The following is a 19,075-nucleotide window of genomic DNA, read 5'->3' on the forward strand; positions in this document are numbered from 1 at the left end:
AGACTTCCTGCACACCTACAACCACCACCGCTGCCACACCGCACTCGCAGGCCAGCCACCCATCAGCCGCGTGAACAACGCTGCGGGTCAATACACCTAGCGGGGGGCCCGCTTCAGCTCGCGGGTGATCGCCCACGCGTCCGCCACCGGGCCCATATGCGCGAGCTTGTCGGGGTTGAGCACCGTGCGGATCGTCTGGATCCGGCCCTCCAGGACGTCGAGGACCAGGGTCTGCAGCACCCGGCCGTCGCGGTCCCGGTAGACGGCACCGGGCTGGCCGTTGACCTCGTGCGGCTCGACGGCGATGCCGAGCCGGGCCAGCCGGGGGGAGACGGCGGCGAGCAGCCGGGCCACGTTGTCCGCGCCTACGACGGCCCTGGCCAGCTGCGGTGCCTTGCCGCCGCCGTCCCCGACCAACTGCGCGTCGGCGGCCAGCAGCTCCCGCAGTCCGCCCATGTCACCGTCCTTGAGCGCGTCGAAGAACCGCGCCGCCAGCTCCTGCCGCTCCTGCCGGTCGGCCGCGAACCGGGGCCGACCGGCCTCCATGTGCCGCCGGGCCCGTACGACCAGCTGCCGGCACGCCGCCTCCGAGCGTCCGACCGCCGTGGCGATCTCGTCGAAGCCGAAGCCGAACACCTCCCGCAGCACGAACACCGCACGCTCCAGCGGGCTCAGCCGCTCCAGCAGCAGCAGCGCCGCCATCGACACCGAGTCGGCCAGCTCCACCGAGCGCGCCGGGTCCTGGTACGGGTCGCTCAGCAGCGGCTCGGGGAACCAGGGACCGACGTACTCCTCGCGGCGCACCCGCGCCGAGCGCAGCACGTCGATCGAGATCCGGGTCACCACGGCCGACAGATAGGCCTTGGCCGAGGTGGGCCGGGTCGACGAGCCGTCGTAGCGCAGCCAGGCCTCCTGCACCGCGTCCTCGGCCTCGCCCACGCTGCCCAGGATCCGATAGGCGATCGAGAACAGCAGCGGGCGCAGCTCCTCGAACTCATCGACCTTCCCCACGTGCGATCCCCTCCGTCGAAGTCGTCCGGCCCGCCGAGGCGGCCCGGCTCAGTGGAACTGTCCGGCCTTGTAGTCGCCGGCGGGCTGCCGGGTGATGACGTTCAGCCGGTTCGCCAGGTTCATGAAGGAGATCAGCAACAGCAGGGCCCCCAGCTGTTCCTCGTCGTAGTGCCGGGCGGCCTGCTCCCACACCTCGTCGCCGACTCCGGCGCCCGAGTCCGCGATCCGGGTCCCGGCCTCCGCGAGTTCCAGCGCGGCCCGCTCGGCCGCGGAGAAGACCGTGGCCTCCCGCCAGGCCGCCACCAGGTTCAGCCGTACCGGGCTCTCCCCGGCCGCGGCCGCCTCCTTGGTGTGCATGTCGATGCAGACCGCGCAGCCGTTGATCTGGCTGACGCGCAGCGACACCAGCTCCTGGGTCGCCGCCGGCAGCGCCGAGTCCTTGACCACCCGGCCCGCCGACATGACGTACTTCAGGGCCTTGCCGATGGTCGGGTCGGTGAGGAGGTTCAGTCGTGCGTCCATGGTGTGCTCCCTTGGCCGTCGTAGTGGCTACACCCCCGAGACGAGATGACCCGACCCCCTGTGACATCGGCGAATGTGATCTGCGTCTCGCGCCGGGAAGCGCCGGCGGGGGCGGCTTTCGGCACCTGGCGCGCAGGAACGCGGCAAAGCTGTGATGGTGGTGTGAGGGGGTGTGAGGGGAGCGGCATCCCCGATCCCGCAGGGCGGTGAGCGCGTTGGCAGCGAGCGACGACACTCCGTACGAACCCTCCGTCTCCCACGTCGATCCGCTGGGAGACCCGTTCCTGCGCACCCGTTTCGCCCTGCCCGCCCGGCCCGCCACGTTCCTGCGCCGTGAGCGGCTGGTCGAGCACCTCGACCAGGCCCTGCGGACACCGCTGACGATGGTGAACGGCGCCGCGGGGGCCGGCAAGACGCTGCTGGTCGCCGACTGGGCGGCGGGCCTGGGGCAGCCGGTCGCCTGGCTCACGCTCGACGCGGCGATCCAGAGTCCGCGGATGTTCTGGGCGCATCTGCTCCAGGCGCTGCGGCTGAGCGGGGCGCCGGTCGCCGGCATCGGCGGCCCCGCCGGGACCGGCGGGGTCGGCCGCACCCTGCTGGCCCGGCTCGCCGCGCGGCTGGCCGAGGGCGAACGCGTCGTGACCGTGGTGCTCGACGAGTACGACCGGATCAGCGCCCCGGAGATCTCGCGGCAGCTGGAGTTCGTGCTGCACCACGCCGGGCCGGGACTGCGCCTGGTCATCGTCACCCGGACCGAGCCGCTGCTGCCGCTGCACCGCTATCGCGCGGCCGGCGCGATGACCGAGATCCGCAACGCCGAACTGGCCTTCACACCCGAGGAGACGGTCGCGCTCCTGGAACGGCACGGACTGCGCCTGCCCGTCCCCGCCGCCGACGCCCTCGTGGACCGCACCGGGGGCTGGGCGGCCGGACTTCGGCTGTGCGCGCTGGCCGCCCGGCACGCCCCGGACCCGGAGGCCTATCTGAAGGAGTTCGAGGCCGGGCACAGCACGGTCGCCGACTTCCTGCTGGCGGAGGTCCTCGAACGGCAGCCGCCGCCCACCCAGGACCTGTTGCTGCGGGTCAGCGTCCTGGAGCGGTTCTGCGTCGGTCTGGCCGACGCCCTGACCGGACGCGCCGACGCCGAGTCCATCCTCGCCGGGCTGCACCGCGAGAACGCGTTCGTGGAGGACCTCGGCCACTCCTGGTACCGGCTGCACCCGCTCTTCAGGGAGATACTCCGGGCCCATCTGCGCGAGCGCTCCGCCGAGCTGGAACCGGAGCTGCACCTGCGGGCCGCGCGCTGGCTCGGGCGGTCCGGGCTGCTGCCGGAGATGCTGGCCCACGGCGCCGCCGCGGGGGAGTGGGACTTCACCGCCCGCGCCTTCGTCGACGACCTGGCGATCGGCCAGCTCTTCACCGGCCTGCGCTCCGACGACCTGGCCGAGCTGTTCTCCGGCATGGGGCCCGGTACGACGAGCCCGGCGGCGGACCTCGTCCGTGCGGCGCGTGATCTGTCCCGCTGCGACCTGGACCATGCGCTGGCCCATCTCCACCACGCCGAGGAGCGGTTGACCTCCGACGCCGCCGAGACCGCCGAGACCTCCGGCACCCCTGCGGCGGCCCGGCTGAGCTGCGCCCTGCTCCAGGCCCTGGCGGCCCGGCAGGCCGGGTCCCCGCGCCGGGCGGAGCAGGCCGTGCGCACGGCGCGCGAACTGGAGGAGGAGGTTCCGGCCTATCTGCTGCGCAAGCACCCCGAGCTGTCCGCGCTGCTGCTGACCCACCTGGGCTCGACCCGGCTGTGGGCCGGGCGGTTCGCCGAGGCGCGGGACGCGCTCACCGCCGTGGCCGACGGCACCGCGGGCGCCGCGACGGCGCTGCCGCGGGAGGAGTCCCTGGAGCATCTGGCGCTCCTGGACTACCTCGACGGCTGGCCGACCAGGGCGGAACACCAGGCGGCCGCGGCGATGACCGAGACGGAACGGTTCAGCCTGCCCCAGGAGTCCGTCTCCGCGCTCGGCCGGCTGGTCCTGGCCGCGGTGGCCGTCGACCGCAACGAACTGGCCGAGGCCCAGGCGCTGCTCGACCAGACCCGCGACTGCGCGGCGCGCGACCCGGTGACGGCCGCCGGCCGGTCCATCGCGACGGCCCGTCTGCTGCTGGCCCGGGGCAGGACCCGCGCCGCCCTCGCGGCCACGGAACCGGCCGTGACCGCCGACGTCGTCTCCCCCTGGGAACGCGGCCAGGCCGCTCTGGTCGCCTCCGCCGCCCACCTGGCCGAGGGCCGCCCCGACGAGGCAGCCCAGGTGCTGGCGCCCGTGACCGGCGAGCAGCCCACCTGTGCCGTGGGCGCGGCACGGGCCCACCTCGCGGCCGGCGACCCGGACACGGCCCTGAAGCTGCTCGACGTCATCGGCGGCGAGACCCGCACCGGTCCGGCGGTGCTCGTGCGGGCCATGCTGCTCAGGGCGCAGGCCGCGCACACGGCGGGCGACGCCGCCGGGGCGCGCAGACTGCTCGCGCGGGCGCTCACCGAGGCCCGGCGCGAACGACTGCGGCTGCCCTTCCTGGAGGCGGGGGCGTGGCTCGGGCCCTACCTGGCCGGGGAGCCCCTGCGCGGGCTGGCCGCGGGCTGGCTCGCACCGGGATCCGACTCCTCCGAGCCCGCGCCGCTGATGGTGGAGCGGCTGAGCGGACGCGAGCACGACGTGCTGGAGCGCCTCGCCCAGATGATGTCGACCGAGGACATCGCCGCCGACCTGTACGTCTCCGTGAACACGGTGAAGACCCACCTCAAGAGCGTCTACCGCAAGCTCTCGGTCAACCGCCGGGGCGACGCCGTACGACGGGCCCGCGAGCTGCACCTGCTGTGACGCGCGCGGTGGTCCGCGCCGACATCGAGAGGCGGTCATGACCGGAAATCAGCCGCTCACCGCGCGCGAGCGCCGGGCGGAGCTCAGGGAGCGCGCCGACTACACAGGCGGCGTCTACGGCTCCATGCTCGCCGCCTCCGTGGTGATCGGCGCCGGCGCGCTGGGCTCCTTCCCCCGCCTGGAACTGGTCCTGCTGCTGATTCTGACCAGCCTGGCCTTCTGGCTGGCCCATGTGCACGCCCAGCTGTTCGGGGCCCGCCTGACCCATCGCGTCCTGGACCGCCGGACCGTGCTGCACGTGTGCCGTGACGAATGGCCGATCGTCAAGGCGGCCGTCCCGCCGGCCGTGGCCGTGGCCGTCAGCCCGCTCCTGGGGCTGGGCGTGTCAGGGGCCGTGTGGCTGGCCCTCTCCGTGGCCGTCGCGGGGCAGGTGGGCTGGTCACTGGCCGCGGCACGGCGGGCCGGCGCCTCAGGGCGCCTGATGGCCGTCACCGCCTGCGTCAACCTGGCGCTCGGCCTGCTGATCATCGTGTTCAAGCTCGTCCTGACGCACTGACCCGCCGGCGGGGGAGCGGGCGGGGTCACCTGCCCAGGGTGAGGTGGGAGCGTCCCGGCGGGCGTCACGATGAGAACGGTGGCAGGTAGGTCGGCCTGCGGCTGTCGGCGGGAGGCAGCACATGCGCTACGAGATCCGTGTGGAAGGGCATCTGTCGGAGACCCTGGCCAAGGTCTTCCCGGAACTGGATCACGTGCTGATGTCCAGCCAGACGGTGCTGTACGGCTCCGTGGTCGACGACGCCCACCTGTACGGCCTGCTGGCCCGCTTCCAGTCACTCGGCCTGCGCGTACTGGAGATGCGGCAACTCCCGGAGTGACCCGTCCCTGAGGTCCTCCTGAAGGCCCTCTCGGAGGTCAGAGGTCGTCCGTCCGCACCCGGCCCGTGCGCGCCGCCTCGCCCAGCGCCTCGAAGTCCCGCTCGTTGCGGTCGGCGTAGGCCTGCCCGAACTCGGCCAGCGCACGGTCGAACCGGTCGCCGCCGCCCAGGTAGGCGGCGATGGCGACGGGGTCGCCCGATCGGGCGTGGGCCCGCGCCAGACTGCCCCCGCACAGCCACGCGAACAGCCGCAGCATCGACGGGTCCCAGGTCTCCGGCCGCGCGATGCCCTTCCAGTCCCGCAGCTGCCGCACGTAGAAGTCCCGCTGCTGCCCGTCGAGACCGCTCACGGTGTGGGTCCAGCCGAGGAAGATGTCGCTGGTCGTCTGGATCAGCCGCTGCCCGGCCACGACGCGCCGGCCCTGGTTGTCGTAGCGCTGCCCGCCGGTGTGCGCGGCCAGCACCGACTCCTGCGCCTCCTTGGCCTGGAGCAGCAGGGGGTCGTCGTCGTCCCGGCCGAGCAGGAGCAGGATCCAGCACCGGGTGCCGACGCTGCCGACCCCGACGACCTTGCGGGCGATGTCGACCAGGTGGTAGCGGCTCAGCAGATGGACCCGCTCGGACGACAGGGACCCCGCGTACCCCTCGAAGACGGTCTGCAGCTCCTTCTCCTCCTCGCCCACCGAGGAGCCGTTCAGCAGGTCCTCCAGCGGTGTGATGAGCGGCGGGTCCGGGGCGATGCGCCGGCCGTCGGCGGTGACGCGGGTGAGTTTGGCGAAGGCCTGGAGGTGGGTGCGGGTGCGTGCCTTGGCCGTCGCCTGGGCCGTGCGGCGCCGGGCCTCCTTGCTCATCGAGGAGGCCATCAGCTCCCGCATCTGGTCGGCGTCGTCCTGCGCGTACCAGATGTCCAGGCTGCGCATCCCGGCGAACTCCCGCATCCGCGTCCGGTACGCCTGTACGCACTCCCGTACGGCGCGGTCCTGCTCGGCGGTGGGGAACCCGTTGGCGCGGGCGGCGATCACGAAGCTCGCGGCGAGCCGTTTGACGTCCCACTCGAAGGGGCCGTCCAGGGTTTCGTCGAAGTCGTTGATGTCGAAGACCAGATGGCGCTCGGGCGAGGCCAGCAGCCGGAAGTTCAGCAGGTGGGCGTCACCGCAGAGCTGAACCCGCAGCCCGGTGTCGGGCAGCAGCCCCAGGTCCGTCGCCATGATCGCCGCGGCGCCCCGGTAGAAGCGGAACGGCGATTCCAGCATCCGTCCGTAGCGGATCGGCACCAGCTCCGGGACCCGGGTGGCCGACTGACGCTCGATCACCCCGATCGGGTCGGGCCGTTCCCCTCCCGGCTCGATGTCGGCGTGAGCGGACCGCGAGACGCGGCTCCGCGCACTCCTGCCGTACTCCGCCCGCTCCCGCGGTGACAGCGAGGCCGTGAACGCGTTCGGCATCGACATTACGCACCCTCCACCTCCGGCCGGCCGCCGCCCAGCACCCGCACGGACACCCCGGCCAACCCTCACCAGCCACCCCACCGCCCCGGCCGCCTCGGGGGATCACCCGTCAGGGGTGATCCGGGGGGCGGGGCGGTGGATGCAGTGGTGAGTCCGGTCCGTCCGGTGCGGTGGCCGCTTCGGCGGACACCCGGCCAAGGCCACCCCGCCACGCACGGCACCGCACCGAACGGATACGGCGAGGGTGCCGCCCACTTCGTAACGCAACCCACCCCCTGGCCGCTCCACCGCCACACCCACCCCACCGGATCACCCGCCATGGGTGACCCGGCCCGAGCCGGTGCGCGCCACGCTGGGCCCGTGAGGGTGCCGTACACCGTCCCGTCGGCGGTTCGGTGCTCACCGGGCGTGTCACGCGAGGAGGAGTCATGACCGTGCCGCGTGATTCCGCGCCGGGCACCGGAGCCGATCCTCTGGCCGACGGGACGGTTCTCGCCGAGCAGGACACCGATCGGCTGCTGGCGGACCTCGGCGGCTCGTGGACCTGGCTGCTGGGGTCGGCGCTGGCGACCTTGGTGCCCGGCATCATCGCTTTGGCCTGGCCGGATGCCACCCTGCACGTCCTGGCGGTGATCATCGGGGTGTATCTGCTGGTGACGGGCGGGTTCCGGTTCGTCACCTCCTTCGCCCGGGAGCAGGGCGACCGGCACCTGGGACTGCTCGCCGCGGCCCTCTACGTCCTCGCCGGCGTGCTGTGCCTGCGCCACCCGCTGCAGACCATCGCCGCGCTGTCACTGATCGTCGGCGCCGTCTGGCTGGTGACGGGCATGCTCACCGCCTGGACGGCCCTCGCCGCCAAGGGCCTGCCGCACCGCGCGGTCCTCCTCGGCGCCGGGGCGCTCGGCATCGTCGCGGGCATCGTGGTGCTGGCGCTGCCGAGCGATTCCGCCGTAGTCCTGACCCGGCTGCTCGGCCTGTGGCTGCTGCTGCTCGGACTCATCGAGCTGGGAGTCGCCCTCGCCTGGCGGTCCGCACTGCACCGGGCGGGCTTCACCCGCCCAGGGTGAGGCCGTTCGTCGTGAGCATGTGCACGCTGAGGTCAGCGGGAGCGGCAGAGCGGTCTCCCGCCCGGGACGGAGGCAAACGATGAGCGCGACCACGTACCTCGCCTACGACTATCCGCTGCTGAGCATGTTCTGGACCCTGCTCTGGTTCTTCCTGTGGATCATGTGGTTCGTCCTGCTCTTCCGGATCATCGGCGACATCTTCCGCGACGACAGCCTGAGCGGCTGGGGCAAGACCGGCTGGCTGGTCTTCTGCATCGTGCTGCCCTTCCTCGGCGTGTTCGTCTACCTCATCGCCCGCGGCAAGGAGATGGGCAGCCGCGAAATCGCCCACGCCCAGGCACAGCAGCGGGCGTTCGACGACTACATCCGCGACACCGCCGGCGAGAGCAAGCGGCCCAGCAGCGCCGAGGAACTCGCCAGGCTGTCCGAGATGCGCAGCCACGGCGACATCACGGACGACGAGTTCCGCCGCGCCAAGGACCTCGTCCTGAGCGGCGCCGGCCCGTCGGCCGGTACCGGCTCCACCACCACACCGGGCACACGCACCTGAGCACGCACCAAGGAAGCGAGGTACAACCATGGCCACCATGCAGACCAAGCAGGCGCACGAGACCAAGTACGCCTGGGCAGGGGGTCTGACGGTCTTCGCCGCCGTCATGCTCACCATCGCCGGACTGATAGCCGTCTTCCGCGGCATCATGGGGATCGCCGAGGACGACGTCTTCGTCACCACCAACAACTACGTCTTCGAGTTCGACCTCACCGGCTGGGGCTGGGTCCATCTCATCCTGGGCGTGGTCGCCGTGATCGTCGGCATCGGGCTGTTCCAGGCGTCGATGTGGGCCCGCGTCGGAGGCGTGGCCATCGCGGGGCTGATCATCATCGCCAACTTCCTCTCGCTGCCGTACTACCCGGTGTGGTCGGTGGTCATGATCGCGATCTCCGGGTTCATCATCTGGGCGCTGTGCGTCGCGCGGAAGGAAGACTTCCGGTAACCCGCCGACCGTGTGCCCGGTGACGACCCGCCGGAGGAGGAGGCTCGTGAACGGATACCCACCCATCGCCGATCACGGCATGGTCGGCGATCTGCAGACCGCTGCCCTGGTGGCGTCCGACGGCACCATCGACTGGTGGTGCACACCGCGCCTCGACTCGCCCAGCCTGTTCGCCTCGCTCCTGGACGGCGAGCGCGGGGGCCACTGCCGGCTGGCCGCGGAGCTTCCGGCGGACGGGATGGCGGTGCGGCAGCTGTATCTGGCCGACACCGCCGTCCTGATCACCCGGTTCATGGCCCCCGGCGGCGTCGGCGAGGTCGCCGACTTCATGGTGCCCCTCGAGTCGACGCAGGCCACGGACCGGCACACACTGCTCAGGTCGTCAGGGTCGTACGCGGCAGCCTGCCGTTCGCCTTCACCTGCCGCCCGCGCTTCGACTACGCCCGTGCCCCGCACACCGTGACCCGGCCGGACGGCCGGCACGCCGTGCTGCGCGGACCAGCGACCGACCTGCACGTGCAGAGCACCGAGGACGTCGAGCTGCGGACCGACGGCGACGACGTCACCGCCCGCTTCACGCTCTCGGCCGGCCAGATCGCGGCGGTCGTGCTGACCAGCACGGCAGGCGGGGGCCCCGCCCCGCCGGCGCCGTCGGTGGCGGGCGTCGCCGAGGAACTGGAGCGCTGCCAGTCCTTCTGGCAGTCGTGGCTGCGCTCGTGCACCTACCGGGGACGCTGGCAGTCCATGGTGAACCGCTCGGCGATCACGCTCAAGCTCCTCACCTACGCGCCCAGCGGGGCACCGGTCGCGGCGGCCACCATGGGGCTGCCCGAACAGATCGGCGGCGAGCGCAACTGGGACTACCGCTACACCTGGATCCGCGACGCCTCCCTGTCCGTGCGGGCCCTGATCGACCTGGGGTTCCACACCGAGGCGTATGCCTTCCGCCGCTGGCTGCGCGACCGCCTCGCGGCCGGAGCGACCCCGTCGGGCAACCCGCTGCAGATCATGTACCGGGTCGACGGCGACCCGCGGCTGAGCGAGGAGATCCTCGACCACCTGGAGGGCTACCAGGGTTCACGGCCGGTCCGGGCCGGCAACGCCGCCGCCGACCAGCTCCAGCTCGACATCTACGGCGAGGCCGCCGACGCCCTGATCGTGGGCCGCGACATCGGCGAGCTGCGCGGCTGGACGGCACTGCGCGGCGTACTGGACTGGCTGACCGACCACTGGGACCGCCCTGACGAGGGCATCTGGGAGACCCGGGGCGGGCGGCAGAACTTCACCTACAGCCGGCTGATGACCTGGGTGGCGTTCGACCGCGGCATCCGCGCCGCGCTGTACACCTCCCGGCCGGCCGACCTGGAACGCTGGACCGAGGCCCGGGACGCCGTCTTCCGGCAGATCGTGGAACAGGGCTGGCACGACAAGCGCCAGGCCTTCGTCCAGCACTTCGACACCGACGTCCTGGACGCCTCACTGCTGCTCATGCCCCGGGTCGGCTTCCTCTCCCCGCACGACTCGGACTGGCTGAGCACCCTCGACGCCATGGACGAGGAACTCGTCAGCGACAGCCTGGTCTACCGCTACGACCCGGCCGCCTCCCCGGACGGACTGCGCGGCTCCGAGGGCACCTTCAACCTGTGCAGCTTCTTCTACGTGGAGGCCCTCGCCCGCAGCGGCCGGCTTTCCCAGGCCCGGTACGCCTTCGACAAGATGCTCACCTACTCCAACCACGTCGGCCTGTTCGCCGAGGAGATCGGCCCCTCGGGCGAGCAACTCGGCAACTTCCCCCAGGCGTTCACCCATCTCGCGCTGATCACCGCCGCGATGGCGCTGGACGAGGAACTCGCCCGGCGCGACGGCGCGGGGCCGGCGGCACCCGAACGCGGATACCCGGTCGTACGCCGCCATGTCGTGGGTGACCCGGGCAGGGGCCTGTGAAGGAAGCGACGGCGCTTCCGGAAGCGGCCCGTGAAGGAAGCGACGGCGCTTCCGGAAGCGGCCCGTGAAGGAAGCGACCGCGGTTCCGGAAGCCACCCGCGCTGCTCGCCCGGGCCGGCATCTCACGTACGAGGCTGCTGCGTCCCCCCGGGCCTCGGCTCGTCTGTGCCCGGGGTGACCGTCTCGCCCGGGATCACCCGGGGTGCCGTCCCGTCGTCCTCGTCCTTCAGCGCCTTGGCCTCGGCCTTGAAGATGCGCGCCGACTTGCCCGCCGAACGGGCCAGGTCCGGCAGCTTCTTCGCGCAGAGCACGGCTATGACGACGACGAGGATGATCGCGACTTCGCTCAGTCCGAACATGGGTCGACCTCCTGGTGAGCTGGGGCGTGAGCCTCGGTGTGCGGCCGGCCCTGGTCAGACGTTCACGCCGAAGTCGGCGGCGATCCCGGCCAGGCCCGAAGCGTAACCCTGACCGACCGCGCGGAACTTCCACTCCGCGCCGCCCCGGTACAGCTCGCCGAAGACCATCGCCGTCTCCGTCGAGGCGTCCTCCGACAGGTCGTAGCGGGCGATCTCGGCGCCGCCGGCCTGGTTGACGACCCGGATGAAGGCATTGCGGACCTGCCCGAAGCTCTGCCCGCGGTTCTCGGCGTCATGGATGGAGACCGGGAACACGATCCGGTCGACCTCGGCGGGTACGGCCGCGAGGTTCACCTTGACCGACTCGTCGTCGCCCTCACCCTCACCGGTGAGGTTGTCGCCGGTGTGCTCGACCGAACCGTCCGGGCTGGTGAGGTTGTTGTAGAAGACGAAGTGCCGGTCGGAGAGGACCTTGCCGGCTGCGTCGAGCAGCAGGGCGGAGGCGTCGAGGTCGTAGTCGGTGCCGGTCCCGACCAGCACGGCCGTCAGGCCCGGTGCCTCCTTGCTGAGCGAGACGTTGCCACCCTTGGCCAGGGAAACTCCCACGGTTGCTCTTCTCCTGCGTGCGGTGATGACGTACCCCAGAAATCTACAACACTGTAGAAATACGGGAAGGTCGTATCCGGAAGGCCATATGGGAAGGCCATATGGGAAGGCCATATGGGAAGGCCGTCCCCGCCGGGCGACCTCTGCTTTCCTTACGATGTACCGCTCGATGTCTCGCAGATGGCGTGCGGCTCAGCGGAAGGGAGACAGGACATGGCGGATCACCGGCAGGGCCCCCGGCGCCGGGGGCAGGGCGAGCTGGAGGCGCTGGTCCTGTCGGCGCTGGGCGAGGCGGACGGGCCGGCTACGGCCGGCTGGGTGCAGGAGCGCCTCGGCGGGGACCTCGCCTATACGACGGTGATCACCATCCTGACCCGGCTGCTGGCCAAGGGCGCGGTGACCCGGGAGCGCGCGGGCCGCTCCTTCGCCTGGACACCCGCGTCGGACCAGGCGGGCCTCGCCGCGCACCGGATGCGCAAGGTGCTCGACGCCGAGAGCGACCGGGGGGCGGTGCTGGCCAGCTTCGTCACGGGTCTCGGCCCGGACGACGAGCGGCTGTTGCGCGATCTGCTGGGGCAGTCCGGCGGCGCGGGTCGGTCGCCGGGTCGGTCGCCGAGTCGGTCCTCAGACCGGCCCTCGGACCGGTCCCCGGGCGGGTCCCCGGGCGGGTCCCAGGGCGGGTCCCCGGGCGAAGGAGAAGACTGACGCCGTATGGGGGTCTTCGTCTTTCTTCCGCTCGTCCTGCCGCTCACGGCCTGGCCGATCGCCCGCCTCGCCGAGCAGCATCTGCATCCGCGCACCGCGACCAGGCTGCTGACCGGCGTCGCCGCGGTGATGGCGGCGTGCAGCACGCTGTGCCTGGGCCTGGTGATGGTGGTGGGCACCGCCCAACTGCCCGGCAACCCCCTCCCCGACGGCTGGTCGGATCCCGAGGTGCGGGCGGCGGTGCCGTACGACGAGGTGGTCGGCAAGGCGGCGATTCCGGCGCTGTGCGCGGTGGTCGTGGCCTGCGCCCGGACCCTGTGTCAGCACGGCCGGGTCCGCAGGCGCGCGCACCGGGCGCTGACCGGGCTGCCGGGCACCGAAGTGGCCGTACTGCCCGACGAGTTGCCGTACGCGTACGCGCTCCCCGGCGGCAGACGCGACCGCGTGGTCGTCACCACCGGCCTCCTGAACCACCTCGAACCCGCCGAACGCCGGGCCCTGTTCGCCCATGAGCGAGCCCATCTGGCCGCCGGTCACCACCGTTTCCTGCTCACCGTCCAACTGGCCGCACGCACCAACCCGTTCCTGCGCCCGCTGCGTACGGCGGTGTCGTACACGGCGGAGCGGTGGGCTGATGAGGAGGCGGCGCAGGTGGTGGGACACCGGCACACGGTGGCGTCCGCGATCGGCAAGGCGGCGCTGGTGTCCGGGGGTGCGCCGGTTGCGACCTTGGCGGGGTTCGCTTGGTCGGGGCCCGAGTTCGGCAGGGCTGATGGGAAGGTGGCCCGGTCGATGGGGTATCGCCGTACGGTTGGGTCCGCCGTCGGCAAGGCGGCGCTGGTGTCAGGGGGTGCGCCGGTCGTGACCTTGGCCGGGTTCGCCGCGCCGGGACCCGTGCCCCGCAGGGTGGCCGCGCTACTGGGGCCCGCCCCGGCGGTGCGCCGGTGGCCGTCGCTGTTCACGTCGGTGGGCCTGGCGGCGTGGTGTGCGGCCGTGGGGACGGCCGTGTCGGCGATGTCGTCGGCGAACTCGGCGGTGACGATGGTCCTCATCTTCCGCGCGGCCACACCACTGTGACCCGGGCAACGGAAGAGCCCGATTTCGTCGTCTGTTCATAAGGGGGCCATCGTGGCCCAGGGGGAGGAATGCCGGTGAGCGGCTCGGGGAAGCGGCGGCGTACACAGCCGGAGGCGGGGACGGGAGCGGGAGCGGGGACGGGAGCGGCCCGGCCGGGCCGGCGGAGGCGGATCCTGGCGTGGAGTGCGGGTGCGGCCTCGGCGGTCGTGCTCGGTGTCGCCGGCGTCGGCGCCTGGGTCTACCAGGACCTCGACAACAACATCAAGTCCGCCGACGTCGACGACAGGATCGGCGGGGACCGTCCCGCCAACCTCAGCCCCGGCTCGAAGAACATCCTCGTCGTCGGCTCCGACAGCCGCGACGGCGCCAACGCGAAGTACGGCAAGGACCTGACCACCATGCAGTCGGACACGCTGATGGTGCTGCACGTACCCGCGAACCGTGAGTGGGCCACGGTCGTGTCGTTCCCCCGTGACTCCTGGGTGGAGATACCGGCCTGCGACAAGGGCGACGGCAACACCTCCGACCCGCACCGCTTCAAGATCAACGAGGCGTTCGCGATCGGCGGCAGCAGCGGCGAGGTCGCCGGGGCCGCCGCCTGCTCGATCAAGACCGTCGAGGCCAACACCGGCCTGCGCATCGACCACTTCATGTCCGTCGACTTCCAGGGGTTCAAGGGGATGGTCGACGCCCTGGACGGCATAGAGGTCTGCCCCGAGGAGGCCATCCACTCCAAGAAGGCCCGGCTGGACATGGACGCGGGCTGCCAGACCGTAGGCGGCGAGCAGGCGCTCGGCTACGTACGGGTCCGCTACGGCGTCGGCGACGGCTCCGACATCGGGCGCATCGGACGCCAGCAGGAGTTCATGAACGCCCTGGCGGAGAAGGCGAAGGCCAAGCTGACGAGCCCGAAGTCGCTCTACGGCTTCCTGCAGTCCGGCACCAAGTCCCTCACCACGGACCCCGACATGGCCGGCATCAAGCCGCTGTACTCCCTCGCCTCGGAACTCAAGGGAATACCGAGCGATCGCCTGACCTTCCTCACCGTCCCCAACTACCCACGGGAGGCCGACGTGGCCTCCGACACGGCCAACGTCGTCTGGCAGTACCCGCAGGCCACCGACCTGTTCACCGCGCTCGCCAAGGACCAGGAGGTCGACAAGAAGCGACTGGAGGCAGAGGGGAAGAACCCCGTGTACGCCTCCGCCGTCCGCGTCCAGGTCCTCAACGGCACGTCGGTCCAGGGCCTGGCCGGCACGGTCGCGGAGAAGCTGCGCGCATCCGGCATCATGGTCACCGGCACCGGAAACGCCCCCGAGAACACCGGCACCACGACGGTCACCTACCCGGCGGGCCTGAAGAAACAGGCCGAGGCACTGGCGGCGCGGCTGCCCGGGGTCCGGGCGCGGGCGGCGGAGGCCGGGGATACGGCGGCCGGCGTGGTGACCTTGGTGGTCGGAAAGGACCTGGACGCCGCGCGCATCCGCTGAGCCGGGCCGACCCGGCCTGGGCAACCGTACGGACGTGGGGCGTTGGCGCGGCGTGGGGGCCGGGATGGTTCAGAGACTGACCTCGTGCGGCTGCTGACCGGACCCGGTCTGGGCAACTGTACGGATGCGTGGGGCGTTGGCGCGGCGTGGGGGCCGGGATGGTTCAGAGTCTGACGCCGTGCGGCCGCTGACCCGACCCCGCCTGGGCAACCGTACGGATGCGAGGGGCGTTCGGACGCCGTCCGGGCCGGGACAGGTCAGAGATCGAACTCGTGCGGCGGCAGCCCAAGCGCGTAGCACGCGTCGCGAACCACGGCCTGCTCGTCCTTGTCGAAGTCGCCGTCGGCGCCGCCGATGACGATGCCGATCTGGACAACGGCCCGCGCCTCGACGGGCTTCCTAATCGCCTTGGCGACCTCCTGCATCACGCTCACCTTGCCGAAGTCGAAGTCGGCGGCGAGCCGGTCGAGGTTCTCCTCGAAGCGACGGCGCAGATCGTCGGCGGGGAAGTTCCGCAACACGTCATTGCTGGCGATGAGTTGAGCGACGCGCCGCCGCTCGGAGGGATCGACGGTGCCGTCCGCCGCGGCGACGAGCGCGCACATGGCCATGCTCGCGTCGCGGAAGGCGCCGCTCTTGAGGTCGTTCTTCCTCGCTACCAGCTGGGTCTGCATCGTCGATGCGGACTCCTTGATGCGGTCCCAAAGGGCCATGCCGACTCCCGACTCCCTACACGATCACTCACTTCTACAGTAGTGTAGAAGTTACCAGAGATGGTAGACGCCCGAGTGCGAGTGCGAGCGCGCTGGCGGGGTTGAGCGAGCCCTCAACGGTGTGTTTAGGGTGCTGGCAATGCTCTCCACTCACGCCACACCGGCAACCGACGCCACTGCCGTACCAGCACCAAGGTCCGCGGAGGCACCGGCGAGACAGGCCTCACCACCCCAGCGGGACCCTTTCCTCGACAACGCCAAATACCTGGCGTTCGTGCTGGTGGCGGCGGGCCACGCCTGGGAGCCCCTGCGCGAGGGAAGCAGATCGATCACGGCCCTCTACACGCTCGTGTACGCCTTCCACATGCCGGTGTTCGCGCTGATCTCGGGCTATTTATCGCGCGGATTCGAGGCGACGCCGAGGAACATCGGACGCCTGCTGACCGGCATCGCGGCCCCCTACGTGCTCTTCGAGACGGCGTACACCTTCTTCACCCGCTGGACGAGCCACGACCCCGAGCGCCCGATCACCCTCTTCGACCCCCTCTACCTGACCTGGTTCCTGGCGGCCCTGTTCATCTGGCGCCTGACGACACCGATCTGGCAGACCCTGCGCCACCCGCTCCCGATCGCCCTCACGATCGCCGCGGCGGCGACCCTCTCCCCGTCCGTCGGCAACGACCTGGACCTCCAACGCGTCGCGCAGTTCCTGCCGTACTTCGTCCTGGGCCTGCGCCTGAAACCCCACCACCTCCACCTGCCGGCCCGTCGAGAGGCCCGCCTCCTGGCCGTACCGCTGTTCGCCGGCGCGCTGGCCCTGGCGTACTGGGCGGTGCCGAGGATGAACTACGCCTGGTTCTTCCACAACACCAGCGCGACATCGCTCGCGGCCCCCGCCTGGTACGGCCCGCTGATGACCCTGGCCACGTTCGGCTGCTCCCTCGCCCTGGTCCTGGGGTTCCTCGCGTGGGTGCCGCGCCGCAGGACATGGTTCACGGCGTTCGGCGCGGGCACGTTGTACGGCTATCTGCTGCACGGATTCGTGGCGCAGGCGGCGGAGTACTGGGGCTGGTACGACGCGGGCTGGATCCGTGGGCCGGCAGGGATACTCGCGCTGACGGGGCTCGCGGCGGCGGTGGTGACAGCGCTGTGCGCCCCCGCTGTGCGACGGCCTTTCCGGAAGGCGATGAAGTGGGCGGTGGCCAGGCTGCTGACACGCTGAGGCCACCCCGGGCAGGGCCCCGCCTCCACTACCGTGGCTGCCCATGACGGTCCTGATCATCGGCGGCAGCGGCTTCCTGGGAACGGAACTGGTCCGCCAGTCCACCGCGGCGGGACACGAGACGGCGGCGACATTCGCCTCCCGCCCCGGAAGAGCGCCGGACGTAGCGTGGCACCCCCTCGACGTCCGAGACCCAGCACACATCGCCAGACTGATGGCCGAGGTAACCCCATCCGTAGTGCTGAACGCCTCCAGCGGCAACGCCGACTGGGCGGTCACCGCCGAGGGTGCGATCCGCGTGGCCCTGGCGGCCGCCGAGCAGGGCTGCCGCCTGGTCCATGTCTCCAGCGACGCGGTGTTCTCCGGCGCGGACGTCCACTACGACGAGTCCTGCCTGCCCGACCCGGTCTCCCCGTACGGCGCGGCCAAGGCAGCCGCCGAGACCGCGGTACGACTCCTGCTGCCGGACGCGGTCGTCGCCCGCACCTCACTGATCATCGGCCACGGCCGCTCGGCGCACGAACGCATGGTGCGCGACCTGGCGTCCGGCACCCGCGAAGGCGCCCTGTTCACCGACAACATCCGCTGCCCGGTACACGTCGAGGACCTGGCCGCCGCCCTCTTGGAACTCGCCCTCTCCGACGCGTCAGGAGTCTCCCACCTGTCCGGCCCGGACGCCCTGAACCGCCACGACCTCGGCATCCTCATCGCCCACCACGAAGGCCTGGACGCCACCCACCTCCCCACGGCCAAACGGGCCGACACCACCCTGCCCGGAGGCCTGGACATCCGCCTCGACAGCCGCGCCACACAGAACCGACTGCGGACGAGGCTGCGCGGGGCCCGGGAGTTCCTTGACGGGGGCCGCCGCGCTGCTGACGGGCCGTCGCCGGCCCGTGGTTCACGCCACGTCGAATAGGTGATCACGCGATTTCTCACCCGACGACGCGGCGTCGCCGAGCTGCGGGACCACGCGTGTCATCAGGCGCTCCTCCAGAACGGACGCGTAGATGGCGGCCCGGGTGGCGGTGGGGTGGCTCGGCGGCCAGATTCCGCGGCGGAAGGCGCACCGGTGACTGCGGAGGAGCACGACTGTCGTGGCAGCGACGACAACGCCACCCGCGGCGTCGGGTCGGACCTCGCAGGTGAGTGACGCCAGCTCGCAGCCCCGCCGTTCGCAAGGATCTGGACAGCCCGGCGGGCGGGATCGTCAGTCACCGGGGTTGCGCATCGCGCTGTCCGCCGATGCCAGGACGACCTCGCCGTCGTCGGCGGGAAGAACGAGGTGGATGCCGTTTGACCTTGAGGCCGGCGCCGGAGCCGCTGCGAGGGCAGTCGTTCGTTCAAGAGGAGCCGACCACTGTGGCGCTACCTGTGGCCCTGCCGCCCTTGTGGCTGCCGGAGGTCCAACGGCCAATCCCCCACAGAGCCGTTGTCAGTGGCAGCTTTTAGGGTCTCAAGGCGCGGTCGGCTTCCGGGGGTTCCAGCTCTGAAGGGAATGGTTGCATCCCCGGCCTGTGTGGGGGCGGCCCGGAGGATCGTCCGGGACCTAACCGACGGTCGGGCTTCGTCGATGGCCAGCGGATGACCTGCCAGCGCCGACCGCGCACCGTCTCCTGTCGTGGGCATCACCTGATCCGTAGCTCCAGCCGGATCGGTCAGCGACGGTCATACCGACCAAACCGAGCAGGATGCCTGCCCCCACCGGCGCCTTCATCGGCCGCTAGCAACCACACCTTCCGGCTCGTCTGCGGCACGCCGGGCCGTCACCAGATAGCCCACGAAGCTGACTTCTGGCCTGGCCTTTGCCCACCCGTCCGCCTCCTTGACCGGAACCAGCACGGTCGTGCCCGGAACGGGGCGGTTCACCTTGTCCGTAGCACCCAGGGGTACCTCGAAACGACAGTGCACCTCGACGATCGATACCACTTCCACCGAGGTGGGTGCGTGCCCATCCTCCTGGCCGTGATGCTCCTCGCGGAAGTCGATCTCGTCCGCACGTTCGCTGCCAACGACGTCGGCGTAATCCTCCGGATCGACCTTCAGCAGCGTCCAGGAGACGACATCCCCGGGCGTGAAGCTCTGTCCGCAGCACTGGATCTGCCAGTCATCGACCCAAAGCGTCAACGTCATGCCGCCATTGTCTGCTGGGCGACCTGACCTCATCAG

General features: G+C 71.4%; 18 protein-coding genes and 2 pseudogenes. 13 read left to right on the plus strand and 7 right to left on the minus strand.

Annotated elements, in window-relative coordinates:
• A pseudogene (locus ACIRD7_RS35420) lies at positions 1–100 on the plus strand (IS481 family transposase); the annotation flags it as partial.
• On the opposite strand, the gene ACIRD7_RS35425 reads toward ACIRD7_RS35420, so the two are convergent.
• Both ACIRD7_RS35425 and ACIRD7_RS35430 read right to left on the minus strand, forming a co-directional pair.
• Positions 97–1,011 (minus strand): RNA polymerase sigma-70 factor, encoded by a 915-nt coding sequence (locus ACIRD7_RS35425; RefSeq protein WP_403459945.1) that lies wholly within the window; start codon positions 1,009–1,011, stop codon positions 97–99. The pseudogene ACIRD7_RS35420 and the gene ACIRD7_RS35425 overlap by 4 nt on opposite strands.
• 48 nt (positions 1,012–1,059) lie before the next feature.
• Positions 1,060–1,533 (minus strand): carboxymuconolactone decarboxylase family protein, encoded by a 474-nt coding sequence (locus ACIRD7_RS35430; protein ID WP_403459946.1) that lies wholly within the window; start codon positions 1,531–1,533, stop codon positions 1,060–1,062.
• 215 nt (positions 1,534–1,748) lie between these two features.
• On the opposite strand from ACIRD7_RS35430, the gene ACIRD7_RS35435 reads away from it, so the two are divergent.
• The 3 genes from ACIRD7_RS35435 (at position 1,749) to ACIRD7_RS35445 (ending at position 5,281) form a co-directional block, all read left to right on the plus strand.
• Positions 1,749–4,406, plus strand: coding sequence for a LuxR C-terminal-related transcriptional regulator (locus ACIRD7_RS35435; protein WP_403459947.1), 2,658 nt, complete (start codon positions 1,749–1,751; stop codon positions 4,404–4,406).
• A 37-nt stretch (positions 4,407–4,443) separates the two neighbouring features.
• A complete protein-coding gene (locus ACIRD7_RS35440; RefSeq protein ID WP_403459948.1) occupies positions 4,444–4,962 on the plus strand; it encodes a hypothetical protein in 519 nt (172 codons plus the stop codon).
• A 121-nt stretch (positions 4,963–5,083) separates the two neighbouring features.
• Positions 5,084–5,281, plus strand: a complete 198-nt coding sequence (locus ACIRD7_RS35445) for a hypothetical protein (protein ID WP_403459949.1) — start codon at positions 5,084–5,086, stop codon at positions 5,279–5,281.
• 37 nt (positions 5,282–5,318) lie between these two features.
• On the opposite strand, the gene ACIRD7_RS35450 is transcribed toward ACIRD7_RS35445, so the two are convergent.
• Positions 5,319–6,731: a DUF2252 domain-containing protein gene (locus ACIRD7_RS35450; protein ID WP_403459950.1), complete on the minus strand. Its 1,413-nt coding sequence runs from the start codon at positions 6,729–6,731 to the stop codon at positions 5,319–5,321.
• A 425-nt stretch (positions 6,732–7,156) separates the two neighbouring features.
• On the opposite strand from ACIRD7_RS35450, the gene ACIRD7_RS35455 reads away from it, so the two are divergent.
• From ACIRD7_RS35455 to ACIRD7_RS35470, 4 genes and pseudogenes are all read left to right on the plus strand, one after another.
• On the plus strand, positions 7,157–7,795 hold the full coding sequence (locus ACIRD7_RS35455) for an HdeD family acid-resistance protein (protein WP_403459951.1): 639 nt from the start codon (positions 7,157–7,159) through the stop codon (positions 7,793–7,795).
• Between the two features lie 79 nt (positions 7,796–7,874).
• Positions 7,875–8,345, plus strand: a complete 471-nt coding sequence (locus ACIRD7_RS35460; protein ID WP_403459952.1) for an SHOCT domain-containing protein — start codon at positions 7,875–7,877, stop codon at positions 8,343–8,345.
• Between the two features lie 28 nt (positions 8,346–8,373).
• Positions 8,374–8,790, plus strand: a complete 417-nt coding sequence (locus ACIRD7_RS35465) for a hypothetical protein (RefSeq protein ID WP_403459953.1) — start codon at positions 8,374–8,376, stop codon at positions 8,788–8,790.
• Between the two features lie 46 nt (positions 8,791–8,836).
• A pseudogene (locus ACIRD7_RS35470) lies at positions 8,837–10,734 on the plus strand (glycoside hydrolase family 15 protein).
• Positions 10,735–10,856: 122 nt separating this feature from the next.
• Here the strand turns inward: ACIRD7_RS35470 and ACIRD7_RS35475 are convergent.
• Positions 10,857–11,093 (minus strand): twin-arginine translocase TatA/TatE family subunit, encoded by a 237-nt coding sequence (locus tag ACIRD7_RS35475; RefSeq protein ID WP_403459955.1) that lies wholly within the window; start codon positions 11,091–11,093, stop codon positions 10,857–10,859.
• A 54-nt stretch (positions 11,094–11,147) separates the two neighbouring features.
• Positions 11,148–11,699 carry a TerD family protein gene (locus ACIRD7_RS35480; protein WP_403459956.1) on the minus strand — a complete coding sequence of 184 codons (552 nt, stop codon included), beginning with the start codon at positions 11,697–11,699 and terminating at the stop codon, positions 11,148–11,150.
• A 213-nt stretch (positions 11,700–11,912) separates the two neighbouring features.
• Here ACIRD7_RS35480 and ACIRD7_RS35485 point away from each other — a divergent pair, with 213 nt between their 5' ends.
• The 3 genes from ACIRD7_RS35485 (at position 11,913) to ACIRD7_RS35495 (ending at position 14,971) form a co-directional block, all read left to right on the plus strand.
• Positions 11,913–12,404 carry a BlaI/MecI/CopY family transcriptional regulator gene (locus ACIRD7_RS35485; protein ID WP_403459957.1) on the plus strand — a complete coding sequence of 164 codons (492 nt, stop codon included), beginning with the start codon at positions 11,913–11,915 and terminating at the stop codon, positions 12,402–12,404.
• A 6-nt stretch (positions 12,405–12,410) separates the two neighbouring features.
• Positions 12,411–13,481 carry a M56 family metallopeptidase gene (locus ACIRD7_RS35490; RefSeq protein ID WP_403459958.1) on the plus strand — a complete coding sequence of 357 codons (1,071 nt, stop codon included), beginning with the start codon at positions 12,411–12,413 and terminating at the stop codon, positions 13,479–13,481.
• 68 nt (positions 13,482–13,549) lie between these two features.
• Positions 13,550–14,971: an LCP family protein gene (locus ACIRD7_RS35495; RefSeq protein ID WP_403459960.1), complete on the plus strand. Its 1,422-nt coding sequence runs from the start codon at positions 13,550–13,552 to the stop codon at positions 14,969–14,971.
• Between the two features lie 257 nt (positions 14,972–15,228).
• Here the strand turns inward: ACIRD7_RS35495 and ACIRD7_RS35500 are convergent, their stop codons facing one another.
• Positions 15,229–15,684, minus strand: a complete 456-nt coding sequence (locus ACIRD7_RS35500; protein WP_403459961.1) for a tellurite resistance TerB family protein — start codon at positions 15,682–15,684, stop codon at positions 15,229–15,231.
• 139 nt (positions 15,685–15,823) lie between these two features.
• Between ACIRD7_RS35500 and ACIRD7_RS35505 the strand changes: the two genes are divergently transcribed.
• Positions 15,824–16,906, plus strand: a complete 1,083-nt coding sequence (locus ACIRD7_RS35505) for an acyltransferase family protein (RefSeq protein ID WP_403459962.1) — start codon at positions 15,824–15,826, stop codon at positions 16,904–16,906.
• Positions 16,907–16,949: 43 nt separating this feature from the next.
• Positions 16,950–17,825, plus strand: a complete 876-nt coding sequence (locus ACIRD7_RS35510; RefSeq protein WP_403459963.1) for an SDR family oxidoreductase — start codon at positions 16,950–16,952, stop codon at positions 17,823–17,825.
• Positions 17,826–18,619: 794 nt separating this feature from the next.
• Here ACIRD7_RS35510 and ACIRD7_RS35515 read toward each other — a convergent pair.
• Positions 18,620–19,039 carry a DUF6578 domain-containing protein gene (locus ACIRD7_RS35515; protein WP_403459964.1) on the minus strand — a complete coding sequence of 140 codons (420 nt, stop codon included), beginning with the start codon at positions 19,037–19,039 and terminating at the stop codon, positions 18,620–18,622.
• Positions 19,040–19,075: the final 36 nt, after the last annotated feature.

The organism is Streptomyces sp. NPDC093568, assembly GCF_044764945.1.
GTDB lineage: Bacteria > Actinomycetota > Actinomycetes > Streptomycetales > Streptomycetaceae > Streptomyces.

Coding starts and splice junctions, on each gene's coding strand:
- ACIRD7_RS35430 (WP_403459946.1), bottom strand. CDS start 1,533: ATGGACGCACGACTGAACCTCCTCACCGACCCGACCATCGGCAAGGCC.
- ACIRD7_RS35440 (WP_403459948.1), top strand. CDS start 4,444: ATGACCGGAAATCAGCCGCTCACCGCGCGCGAGCGCCGGGCGGAGCTC.
- ACIRD7_RS35445 (WP_403459949.1), top strand. CDS start 5,084: ATGCGCTACGAGATCCGTGTGGAAGGGCATCTGTCGGAGACCCTGGCC.
- ACIRD7_RS35450 (WP_403459950.1), bottom strand. CDS start 6,731: ATGTCGATGCCGAACGCGTTCACGGCCTCGCTGTCACCGCGGGAGCGG.
- ACIRD7_RS35455 (WP_403459951.1), top strand. CDS start 7,157: ATGACCGTGCCGCGTGATTCCGCGCCGGGCACCGGAGCCGATCCTCTG.
- ACIRD7_RS35460 (WP_403459952.1), top strand. CDS start 7,875: ATGAGCGCGACCACGTACCTCGCCTACGACTATCCGCTGCTGAGCATG.
- ACIRD7_RS35465 (WP_403459953.1), top strand. CDS start 8,374: ATGGCCACCATGCAGACCAAGCAGGCGCACGAGACCAAGTACGCCTGG.
- ACIRD7_RS35475 (WP_403459955.1), bottom strand. CDS start 11,093: ATGTTCGGACTGAGCGAAGTCGCGATCATCCTCGTCGTCGTCATAGCC.
- ACIRD7_RS35485 (WP_403459957.1), top strand. CDS start 11,913: ATGGCGGATCACCGGCAGGGCCCCCGGCGCCGGGGGCAGGGCGAGCTG.
- ACIRD7_RS35490 (WP_403459958.1), top strand. CDS start 12,411: ATGGGGGTCTTCGTCTTTCTTCCGCTCGTCCTGCCGCTCACGGCCTGG.
- ACIRD7_RS35495 (WP_403459960.1), top strand. CDS start 13,550: ATGCCGGTGAGCGGCTCGGGGAAGCGGCGGCGTACACAGCCGGAGGCG.
- ACIRD7_RS35500 (WP_403459961.1), bottom strand. CDS start 15,684: ATGGCCCTTTGGGACCGCATCAAGGAGTCCGCATCGACGATGCAGACC.
- ACIRD7_RS35505 (WP_403459962.1), top strand. CDS start 15,824: ATGCTCTCCACTCACGCCACACCGGCAACCGACGCCACTGCCGTACCA.
- ACIRD7_RS35510 (WP_403459963.1), top strand. CDS start 16,950: ATGACGGTCCTGATCATCGGCGGCAGCGGCTTCCTGGGAACGGAACTG.
- ACIRD7_RS35515 (WP_403459964.1), bottom strand. CDS start 19,039: ATGACGTTGACGCTTTGGGTCGATGACTGGCAGATCCAGTGCTGCGGA.